Consider the following 10,067-nt stretch of genomic DNA (forward strand, 5'->3'; position numbering starts at 1 on the left):
AGCGCTAGACCGTGGCGGTGAGTCGTGCAGCCACGAGTTCAGCGATCTGCACCGCGTTGAGGGCAGCTCCCTTGCGCAGGTTGTCATTCGAGATGAAAAGCGCGAGTCCCTTGCCGGCGGGGGCGCTCTGGTCGGCGCGGATCCGTCCGACGAAGGAGGGATCATTGCCCGCTGCTTCCAGCGGCGTCGGGATGTCGGCGAGCGCGACGCCGGGGGCATCCGCCAGCAGTTCGGTGGCCCGCTCCGGCGTGATCTGGCGGGCGAACTCGACGTTGATCGACAGCGAGTGGCCGGTGAACACCGGGACGCGCACGCAGGTGCCCGAGACCAGCAGGTCGGGGAGCTCGAGGATCTTGCGGCTCTCGTTGCGGAGCTTCTTCTCTTCGTCGGTCTCGTTCAGGCCGTCGTCGACGATCGAACCGGCGAGCGGGACCACGTCGAACGCGATCGGGCGCTTGTAGATAACCGGCTCGGGCATGCGGACAGCCTGGCCGTCGTGGACGAGCTGGAGGAGATTTCCGTCTTCGACGGCTACCCGAACCTGGGTGGCGAGCTCACGCGCCCCGGCGAGCCCGGAACCCGAGACGGCCTGGTAGGTGCTGACGATGAGGCGTTCGAGGCCCGCCTCTGCGTGCAGCACCTTGAGCACCGGCATCGCTGCCATCGTGGTGCAGTTCGGGTTGGCGATGATGCCCTTCTTCGCCTCGTCGATGGCGTGCGGGTTGACCTCGGACACGACGAGGGGAACGTCGGGGTCCATCCGCCAGGCGCTGGAGTTGTCGATGACGGTGGCGCCCGCCGCGGCAAACCGCTCGGCCTGCTCGCGGCTGCTGGTGGCCCCGGCCGAGAACAGGGCGATGTCGAGCCCGGTCGGGTCGGCCGTCGCGGCATCCTCGACGACGATCTCTTCGCCGCGGAAGGTCAGGGTGCTGCCGGCCGAACGCGCGGACGCGAAGAAACGGATGCTCGCAACCGGGAACTCGCGCTGCTCCAGCAGGGTGCGCATGACCGCGCCGACCTGGCCGGTGGCTCCGACGATGCCGAGGTGGACTCCGTTGCTCATGTTGTTTCTCCTGTGCCGCGCGGGGGATCCGCGCCTAAGTTCGGATAATTCTCCCAAACCGCGGCGTGAACGGCGATTCGGGGTGGTACTGCGGAGAATCTCCGCGGTTGCGTACGGGGCTCAGCGGCCGGTGCCGCCGTGGACCACAGCTTCTTCGTCGGCGTCGAGGCCGAACGCGGCGTGGACGACGCGAGCGGCTTCCTTCACGTTGTCGGCGCGGGTGATGACCGAGATGCGGATCTCACTGGTGGAGATCATCTCGATGTTGATGCCCGCCAGGTGCAGCGCTTCGAACAGCCGGGCCGAAACGCCGGTGTTCGCCTTCATCCCGGCGCCGACGAGAACGAGCTTGCCGATCTGGTCGTCGTGCTGGAGCGACTCGTACCCGACCTCTTCGCGCTGGTCGAGCAGTGCCGTCAGGACCTTGTGGGCCTCGTCCTGCGGCAAGGTGAAGGAGATGTCGGTGCGGCCGGTGGCGGCTGCGGAGACGTTCTGCACGATGATGTCGACGTTGGCGTCGGTGGACGCGATGATCTTGAAGATCTGGGCGGCCTTGCCCGGGACGTCGGGCACGCCGACGACGGTGATCTTGGCCTCGGTGAGGTCGGTTGCGACACCGGTGACGATGGGGTGTTCCATCTGTTCGCCCTCTTTCGGGTTGTAGACGAGGGTTCCCTCGTTGTTGTTGAACGATGAGCGCACGTGTAGTGTTACGCCGTGTCGGCGAGCGTATTCCACTGCGCGAATATAGAGGACCTTGGCGCCGTTCGCCGCGAGTTCGAGCATCTCTTCACTCGTGATCGTGTCGATCTTTCGTGCGCGGGGAACGATGCGAGGGTCAGACGTGTAGATACCGTCGACATCCGTGTAGATCTCGCATACGTCGGCGTTGAGGGCAGCCGCGAGGGCGACGGCCGTCGTGTCTGACCCGCCGCGGCCGAGCGTCGTGATGTCTTCGGTCTCGTCGTTGAAGCCCTGGAAACCGGCGACGATGACGATCGCGCCGACGTCGAGGGCTTTGCGCACGCGCACCGGGTTGACGTCGATGATGCGCGCGGACCCGTAGTGCTTGTCGGTGCGCATGCCCGCCTGCAGGCCCGTGTACGAGCGGGAGTCGACCCCGAGGTTCTTGATCGCCATCGCGAGGAGCGACATCGAGATGCGTTCGCCGCTCGAGAGCAGCAGGTCCATTTCGCGCGGCTCGGGCGGAAGCGGCGACACGGCCGCCGCGAGGTCGAGCAGCTCGTCGGTGGTGTCGCCCATGGCGGACACGACGACGACGACCTCATTCCCGGCCTTGTGCGATTCGACGACGCGCTTGGCGACACGCTTGATGCTTTCGGCGTCTGCGACGGATGAACCGCCGAACTTCTGCACGATAAGGCTCACGAATAACTCCTGGGTGGGGGGTCGGTCGGGTCCGACCCGACTCTCCATTCTAAACGCGCCAGCATGCCGGGGCAGATATGTGACGGATGCCGTCGCTCGGGGGCTCGTTGGGGCCACGCGATGCGCGGTCACCCGTTCCGGACGAAGGCACCCGGTGCGCCGGATGACCAGGCCCGAAGTGGATGACAACGCGGGGGTCAACGGACGGATGCCGTCGCATGGGGCGTGCGTCGCGGCATCCGTCGGCAGACCGGCGGGTCGGGGTACGGCGGTTATCGCGGCCGGTCCACTCGCTTAGGACGAAAACACCCGGTGCGCCGAGTGAACGCGACCGAAGTGCGTGAATCGGCGCACGTCGCGACCGGATGCCGTCGCTCGCGGCGCACGGCACGGCATCCGCGGGGTGGGCGTGCGGCACGGCATCCGCGGGGTGGGCGTGCGTCGCGGCATCCGCGGGGTGGGCGTGCGGGCGGCGTGCGGGCGGCGGTTATCGCGGCCTGGTCACCCGTTCCGGACGAAAACAACCGGCGCGCCGGATGACCAGGCCCGAAGTGGATGACTACGCGGGGGTCAACGGACGGATGCCGTCGCTCGAGGTGCGCGTGGCGGCATCCGTTCGGGCCGCGTCAGATCAGCGCTTGACGACCGTGCGGCCCTCGAAGGCGCGGCCGAGGGTGACCTCGTCGGCGTATTCGAGGTCGCCGCCGACCGGGAGGCCCGAGGCGAGACGGGTGACCTTGATCTCGAGAGCCGTGAGCAACCGGCTGAGGTAGGTCGCGGTCGCCTCACCCTCGAGGTTGGGGTCGGTGGCGATGATGACTTCCTGAACGGTGCCGTCCGCGAGCCGCTGCATCAGCTGGCGGATGCGGAGGTCGTCGGGTCCGATGCCGTCGATCGGGCTGATCGCGCCGCCGAGCACGTGGTAGAGCCCGCGGAACTCGCGCGTGCGCTCGATGGCGACGACGTCCTTGGCTTCTTCGACGACGCAGATGCTCGTCGGGCTGCGGCGCGGGTCGCGGCAGATGGAGCAGGTCGGCTGTTCGGCGACGTTGCCGCAGATCTCGCAGAAGTGCACCTTCTCGCGCACCTCGGTGAGCAGTTCGGCGAGGCGGGTCACGTCGAACGTTTCGGTCTGCAGAATGTGGAACGCGATCCGCTGCGCCGACTTCGGACCGATGCCGGGCAGGCGACCGAACTCGTCGATCAGTTCCTGAACAATGCCTTCGTACATACGGTTCTAGTCTCTGTTGAATCGGGTCGGCGGGGTGTGCGGCTGCTCCTCGATGAAGCTCGCCCCGAGAAGTTCGCGCACGACGGACTCGCCGTACCGCGAGTTCGCCGCGGGATGCACGGGCTGGCGCTGGGCGGGACGGTCCCCAGCGGCGGATGCTGCGACGGATGCCGCGGCGCCGGTTGGTCGCGACGCGGGTGCGGGGGCTGAGGGTGCGGTGCTGCTGGAGGCACCGGAGACGGCCTGCCGGGCGAGGCTGATCGCATCCGGTGCTTCAGGGACAGAGTTGCGTGACGCGGCAGCGCCCGCGGAGCCGTTCGCGGGTGCGGACGGCGCCCAGCCGGCATCCGGCGCCATGGTGGGCGGGGGCGCGAAACGTCCGGGGGGAATGACAGTGGGGACGTCGCCGATCGCGACCGGCTCACGGTAACCCGGGTCGCCCTGCGGGTCAGGGTATGGCGCGTCGGGGTACGGCGGCTCGTCGTCGGGCGGGGGCGCGTCGAAGTCGTCGGGCGGCGTCGCGTCGGACAGTGGTCGGGCCGGCGATGCTGCAGCACCGCTCGGCGTCGCGGGAGAGCCTGCGGCTGCCGGAGCCTGTGGTGCCGAATCGATGGCTGGCGCCGTCGGGTCCGATGTCGGGATCGCGACGACGTGCCAGCCACCTGCGGCTGGAGCTTCTGCGGTCGCTGTTGTCGCGCGCGGCGAGGTGGACGCACTCGCGAGCGACGCGGTTGTCGCGCCGCGTGACCCGTCCCTAACCGGAGCTGCAGGCGCCTGCGTCGCAGCCGGTGCTCGTGCGGGCGAGGCAGCGGCCTGCGGCGTGCTGTTCCCTCTCGAAGCGCTGGGGCCCGAGGGCACTGATTTGGCGGCACCGCCCGAAACTCCGGACGACGCAGTGGGGTGCCCCGCCCCGCCACCGGCCGGACCGACGGCAGACGAATTCGCGGCCACAGGCGAGGACGATCGGGCTGACGGCGCTCCCCCACCCGGCGGGGGCGCAGCGGGCGTGGTGTCGCGGCTGACGGCATCCGCTTCGCCGGGCACGTCGACGTGCGCGATGAACTTGACGGTGACGCCGAGCACATCGAGGATCGCCTGGCGCACGATCGTGCTGACGCCGTCGCCGGCGTTGAGGTGCTTGAAGTCTTCGACGTCTTTCGCGCTCGGGAAGCTCAGGCGCAGCACGGCGTCATCGCTGAACCCGCGAACGGATGCCGTCTGCGCCACCAGCCAGGCGGACCGCTTGGTCGCCGCCACCCGGTCGAGAATCTCGGTCCAGGAGTCGCGGAGTTGCTGCAGGGTGACCGGTCCGACGGGCTTCACGGTGACCGGGGGGCGGGCGGCCGGCGCAGGCGGCGCAGGCGGCGCAGGCGGTGCGGCAGGCGCCGGGGCGGGTGCAGGCGGCGCGGCAGGCTGAGCGGGCGGAGCCGTCCGGGCCACGGCGGCAACAGGTTCATCGAACGATCGCTGGGCGGACGCCACCGGGGCGGCATCCGTCGTGGACGCGGTGTCGGACATGCCGACCCGGCGCTCGAGCCGCTCGACCCGGGCGAGCGCGCCGCGGGCGGTGTCGTCCATGGACGGCACGAGAACGCGCGCCACCATGAGCTCGAGGTGCAGGCGGGGAGAGGTCGCGCCGGTCATCTCGCTGAGGGCGGTGTTGACGATGTCGGCGGTACGGCTGAGCTCGGCCTGACCGAAGGCCGTCGCCTGCACGGCCATGTGGTCGAGTTCGTCTTGCGGGATGCCGCGCAGAACGGATGCCGCGTCTCCCCCGGTTGCTCCGACGACGATGAGGTCGCGGAGCCGTTCGAGGAGATCGTCGACGAAGCGGCGAGGATCCTGGCCGGTCTGGATGACGCGATCGACCGCGGAGAAGGCGGCGCCGGCATCCCGTGACGAGAGCGCGTCGACGACCTCGTCGAGAAGCGCCGAGTGGGTGTAGCCGAGCAGGGCGACGGCGCGTTCGTAGTCGACGGTGTCGCCTTCGGAACCGGCCATGAGCTGGTCGAGGAGCGACAGGGTGTCGCGGGCGGACCCGCCGCCGGCGCGGACGACGAGCGGCAGCACGCCGGGCTCGACCTGGACCTTCTCGGACTCGCACAGGGTCTGCACGTAGTCGAGCATCTGGGCGGGCGGGATCAGCCGGAACGGGTAGTGATGCGTGCGCGACCGGATGGTGCCGATGACCTTGTCGGGTTCGGTGGTCGCGAAGATGAACTTGATGTGCTCCGGCGGCTCTTCGACGATCTTGAGCAGCGCGTTGAAGCCCTGCGGCGTGACCATGTGGGCCTCGTCGAGGATGAAGATCTTGTAGCGGTCACGTGCCGGGGCGAAGATTGCCCGTTCGCGGAGGTCGCGGGCATCGTCGACACCGTTGTGGCTGGCGGCGTCGATCTCGACGACGTCGAGGGATCCTCCGCCGTCACGGCTGAGTTCGACGCAGCTGGGGCAGACACCGCAGGGGGTGTCGGTAGGGCCCTCGACGCAGTTGAGGCAGCGGGCGAGGATGCGGGCCGAGGTGGTCTTTCCGCAGCCGCGGGGTCCGCTGAACAGGTAGGCGTGGTTGACGCGGTTGGTGCGCAGGGCCGTCATCAGCGGATCGGTCACCTGAGACTGACCGATCAGCTCGGCAAAGGACTCTGGCCGGTAACGGCGATACAGGGCGGTAACCACTCCCTCATCGTAGTCGCCGCCGCTGACACTGAGGCTGGTCCCCGGCACCCTGTTGATGTCGCCCAGAGTCCGGGCGTCGGGCAGGGCAGCCGCCGTGGCACCCGGCGCCCCCTCCCGCCGCTGCCACACGGACGGAACCGGCGACACGCGGGCACCCGCCGCAGCAGAGCGGCGCGCCGGGCAATCCATCCGCCCGAACCCCGCCGCCGTGGCACCCAGTCCCATACGTCGCCCTCCGTGGCACCCGGCGCCCCCTCCCGCCGCTGCCACACGGACGGAACCGGCGACACGCGGGCACCCGCCGCAGCAGAGCGGCGCGCCGGGCAATTCATCCGCCCGAACCCCGCCGCCGTGGCATCCAGTCCCATACGTCGCCCTCCGTGGCACCGACGCCCCCTCCCGCCGCTGCCACACGGACGGAACCGGCGACGCGCGGGCACCCGCCGCAGCAGAGCGGCGCGCCGGGCAATCCATCCGCCCGAGCCCCGCCCTGCACAGGGCGACCGCGCGAGCATCCGTATCCACAGAAAAACGGATGCCACCCCGCGAGACCGCGGTTCGGCAAACGATGGCACGATGACTGATTCACGACTGGTCTCACGGGTCATGAACGACGTCGGCCAGGTCGCGAGGCGCCGCACTCTGGTCGAACGTGGGCTGACAACGACGCAGATTCGCAGCGCGGTGGCATCCGGCTTGCTGACGGAACTCAAACGCGGCTGGATCGTGAGTTCACTCGCCGACGCTGATCAGCGGCGGGCGGTGGAGGCCGGCGCGAAGATCGGCTGTGTCAGTGCGCTCCGGCGCTGGGGCGTGTGGTCCGGAGACGGCAACGCCCTCCACTTGCACGCGCGTCCGAGCTCTCACCCCGACCTCGCAGCAACGCGGCCGGTCGCCAACGTCCGCGTCGTCGCCCACCCGGGTGTTCCCGCCGCGAAAGCGAGCAAGCTCGAAATCCGGCCCTGCGAACCCGGTATGCCGACGCTTCGTTGGAGAAGGCAGGACTTCCCGGAGCGCAGTCTGGATTGGATCGTCTCCCCCCACGACGCCCTCGCGCAGGCCATCCTTTGCCAGAGCGAAGAGCAAGCACTGGCGTGCATTGACTCGGCGTTGCACGAGCATGCCATTTCGCATGCCGACTGGCCACGCATCCTGAGCACCCTGCCGGAACGCATCCGCTATCTCGACCGCTGGAAGGATGCTCGCGCCGGCTCGGGCAACGAATCGCGCGTTCGGTTCCGGTTGCAGCGCCTGGGCCTGGATGTTGAGTTGCAGGTATACATTCCCGGCGTGGGCTGGGTCGACATGCTGGTCGAGGACCTCGTCGCGGTCGAAGCTGACGGGGACCAGTTCCACTCGACCCGGGCACAACGAGCGACCGACCGGGCACGGACCCTCACCGCCATGGCTCTGGGGGTTCCCACGGTTCGGCTCGGGAGCGAACACCTCGGCGACGACTGGCCATTGGTTGTGGCCGCGCTTCTGCAGCAACTAGCCGATGCCCGCATCCTTCGCGAACACCGAGGCCCGCTGGGGGGCGGGTGACGCGCCCCCCGCTCCTCCCACATCGAACGCATTCGCCGACACGCCGCGCGGTTTCCACGCCACGCGGCGTGCCGCGCAATCCATCTTCCTGACACGTGCGGGGACGAAGCTCAGCGCGGCACCTCCTCCGCATACCGGTCGTATGCCGCGAATCGCCGGCGCAATGCGGCCTCCTCCGCCTCGACCTCACGGCGCACGGCCAGGACGGCCGGCAGCCACCCCGCGAGCGCCCAGCCTGAACGGGCGAACAGCGCCAGGCCGAGGTGCCCGAGCGCCCACGCCCGGTACATCGGATGCCGCCACCTCGCGTACGGGCCCGTTGTGACCAGCCGGTCCGGGTCGGCGAGCAGCACATGCCGCGCCTCGCGCCACGCCCACCCCGCCAGAACAGCGCCAACGATCAGAAGCAGAGCACCCACAACGCGCAGCCGAGGCAGCCGGAGCCTCACGACCTGCTCGGCCACCGCCGCGACAACGAGCGGCACGACATGCTGCTCCGGGATGGGCACATTGCTCAGCCACCGCCTTCCCGAGCCATCACCCATCGCACGCCTCCCGACGCTCCACTCCCACGGTACGCCGCACCCGGAAAACGCGCGATCACCCCAGCGACTCCGTTTCCAACAGCGGAGATCCGTTCGTTCCCTGGTTCGGCGACGAACCGCCGATTCCGGCCCGAATCTCCGCGATTACAGACGGCACCCGTCCGCTTGATCAGACGCGGGAACGTGCCCGGGCCGCCAACACCGAAAGGCGGCGCCCCCTCCCCTAGGATGAGGGAGGGGGCGCCGGAGCGGCAGGAATCCCCGCAACATTGCACCGGGGGACCATGCCAGCGAAGCGCATTCTCGTCGTCGACGACGAAGCAGACATCCGCGATCTCATTGCTCTCAAACTGGGTTCCGCCGGTTTCGACGTTTCTGTGGCGATGGACGGCAACAGCGGCCTCCGCGAAGCCCTCGCCGGCAACTTCGACGGCATCGTTCTCGACGTCATGATGCCGGGCATGTCCGGCATCGACGTGCTCCATGCCCTGCGGCAGGCCGAGATCAGCACGCCCGTGCTCCTCCTCACCGCCAAGGCGCAGGAGCGGGACATCGAGGCCGGGTTCGCTGTCGGCGCCGACGACTACGTGACCAAGCCGTTCAGCCCCCGTGCCCTCCTCGCGCGAGTCAATGCGCTGCTGATGCGAAACTGACATGCTCGCGCTGTACTCGTATTCCGGGGTATTCGCTGTGGTCCTGGTGTTCACGTTCGCGAGCTTGGCCGCCATCGTCCTCGTCGTGGCGATCAAGCTCAGCCGGCGGATACACGGGGCTCGGATGCTCCGCCTCACCGAGCGAATCCGCCCCGCCATTCTCCAAACAGCAGTCTCCGAACAGGACGAGGTGGACGACAACCTCGTCCTCTTCCGCTCGCTGCGCGGCCGCGCGCGCCGCAGCGCCGAGTCGATGGCCACCCGGATGCTCTACGACGTCACCGGCGAGACCCGCACCAACCTCACCCACATCCTCATCGCCTGCGGGACCATCGAGAGAGCCGTCGCCCGGACGACGAGCTCCGTGCCGGTTCGGCGCGCCCGTGCAGCCGAGATCCTCGGGCTGATCGATTCTCCGGATGCCGTCGGTCACCTCATCCGGCTGGCCCAGGACGACAGCGCCGAGGTCCGCTCGGTGGCGACCCGGGCGCTGGGGCGCACCGGCCGTCCGGAGGCGATCACAGCGCTGCTCGCCGCATTGCCGTCATCGAGCGGCGTCCCCGCCGTGATCGTCGGCTCCGCGCTCCTCGAGGTGGCGCACCACTCCGCCGCTGCGATCGGCGCGGGTTTCACCGACAAGGACCCGGCCGTCCGGCGCACGACGGCGATCCTCGCCAGCCACGTGATGAGCCCGGGAGCCACCCCGAGGCTCATTCACGCCCTCTCGACGGATGACGAGCCTCTCGTGCGCATCGCCGCGGCACGCTCCCTGATGAGGCTGCAGCCGCGTGACGCCGTGCAGCCGCTCTACGACGCGGCCTCGTCCGAGCATTCGGGGGTCCGCGTCGCGGCAACCACAGCCCTCGCCACCTTCCCGCCCGCCTGGACGCTCGCGGTGCTCAAGGACCTCAGGCATCACCCGGACGTCGATATCCGGCGCGCGGCATCCGCGGTCGGGGGCTGAC

General features: G+C 69.4%; 8 protein-coding genes. 3 read left to right on the forward strand and 5 right to left on the reverse strand.

Annotation, left to right across the window (positions count from 1 at the left end; genetic code table 11):
• Positions 1-4: 4 nt before the first annotated feature.
• From ABIE24_RS12905 to ABIE24_RS12920, 4 genes are all read right to left on the reverse strand, one after another.
• Positions 5-1,063 (reverse strand): aspartate-semialdehyde dehydrogenase, encoded by a 1,059-nt coding sequence (locus ABIE24_RS12905; RefSeq protein ID WP_354500283.1) that lies wholly within the window; start codon positions 1,061-1,063, stop codon positions 5-7.
• 120 nt (positions 1,064-1,183) lie between these two features.
• Positions 1,184-2,452 carry an aspartate kinase gene (locus ABIE24_RS12910; protein ID WP_354500285.1) on the reverse strand — a complete coding sequence of 423 codons (1,269 nt, stop codon included), beginning with the start codon at positions 2,450-2,452 and terminating at the stop codon, positions 1,184-1,186.
• Positions 2,453-3,083: 631 nt separating this feature from the next.
• Positions 3,084-3,683 (reverse strand): recombination mediator RecR, encoded by a 600-nt coding sequence (recR, locus tag ABIE24_RS12915; protein WP_354500287.1) that lies wholly within the window; start codon positions 3,681-3,683, stop codon positions 3,084-3,086.
• 6 nt (positions 3,684-3,689) lie between these two features.
• Positions 3,690-6,359 carry a DNA polymerase III subunit gamma and tau gene (locus tag ABIE24_RS12920; protein WP_354500321.1) on the reverse strand — a complete coding sequence of 890 codons (2,670 nt, stop codon included), beginning with the start codon at positions 6,357-6,359 and terminating at the stop codon, positions 3,690-3,692.
• 576 nt (positions 6,360-6,935) lie between these two features.
• Between ABIE24_RS12920 and ABIE24_RS12925 the strand changes: the two genes are divergently transcribed.
• Positions 6,936-7,904, forward strand: a complete 969-nt coding sequence (locus ABIE24_RS12925; RefSeq protein ID WP_354500288.1) for a putative endonuclease domain-containing protein — start codon at positions 6,936-6,938, stop codon at positions 7,902-7,904.
• Positions 7,905-8,014: 110 nt separating this feature from the next.
• Here ABIE24_RS12925 and ABIE24_RS12930 read toward each other — a convergent pair whose 3' ends face one another.
• Positions 8,015-8,449 (reverse strand): methyltransferase family protein, encoded by a 435-nt coding sequence (locus ABIE24_RS12930; protein ID WP_354500290.1) that lies wholly within the window; start codon positions 8,447-8,449, stop codon positions 8,015-8,017.
• Positions 8,450-8,733: 284 nt separating this feature from the next.
• Between ABIE24_RS12930 and ABIE24_RS12935 the strand changes: the two genes are divergently transcribed.
• Positions 8,734-9,102 carry a response regulator transcription factor gene (locus ABIE24_RS12935; protein WP_354500292.1) on the forward strand — a complete coding sequence of 123 codons (369 nt, stop codon included), beginning with the start codon at positions 8,734-8,736 and terminating at the stop codon, positions 9,100-9,102.
• A gap of 1 nt (position 9,103) precedes the next feature.
• Positions 9,104-10,066 carry a HEAT repeat domain-containing protein gene (locus tag ABIE24_RS12940; protein WP_354500293.1) on the forward strand — a complete coding sequence of 321 codons (963 nt, stop codon included), beginning with the start codon at positions 9,104-9,106 and terminating at the stop codon, positions 10,064-10,066.
• The last annotated feature ends 1 nt before the right edge of the window (position 10,067 follow it).

This window comes from Mycetocola sp. 2940, from assembly GCF_040548835.1.
In the GTDB taxonomy this organism is placed as follows: Bacteria; Actinomycetota; Actinomycetes; order Actinomycetales; family Microbacteriaceae; genus Mycetocola_A.

Coding starts and splice junctions, on each gene's coding strand:
- ABIE24_RS12940 (WP_354500293.1), top strand. CDS start 9,104: ATGCTCGCGCTGTACTCGTATTCCGGGGTATTCGCTGTGGTCCTGGTG.
- ABIE24_RS12925 (WP_354500288.1), top strand. CDS start 6,936: ATGACTGATTCACGACTGGTCTCACGGGTCATGAACGACGTCGGCCAG.
- ABIE24_RS12930 (WP_354500290.1), bottom strand. CDS start 8,449: ATGGGTGATGGCTCGGGAAGGCGGTGGCTGAGCAATGTGCCCATCCCG.
- recR (WP_354500287.1), bottom strand. CDS start 3,683: ATGTACGAAGGCATTGTTCAGGAACTGATCGACGAGTTCGGTCGCCTG.
- ABIE24_RS12905 (WP_354500283.1), bottom strand. CDS start 1,063: ATGAGCAACGGAGTCCACCTCGGCATCGTCGGAGCCACCGGCCAGGTC.
- ABIE24_RS12935 (WP_354500292.1), top strand. CDS start 8,734: ATGCCAGCGAAGCGCATTCTCGTCGTCGACGACGAAGCAGACATCCGC.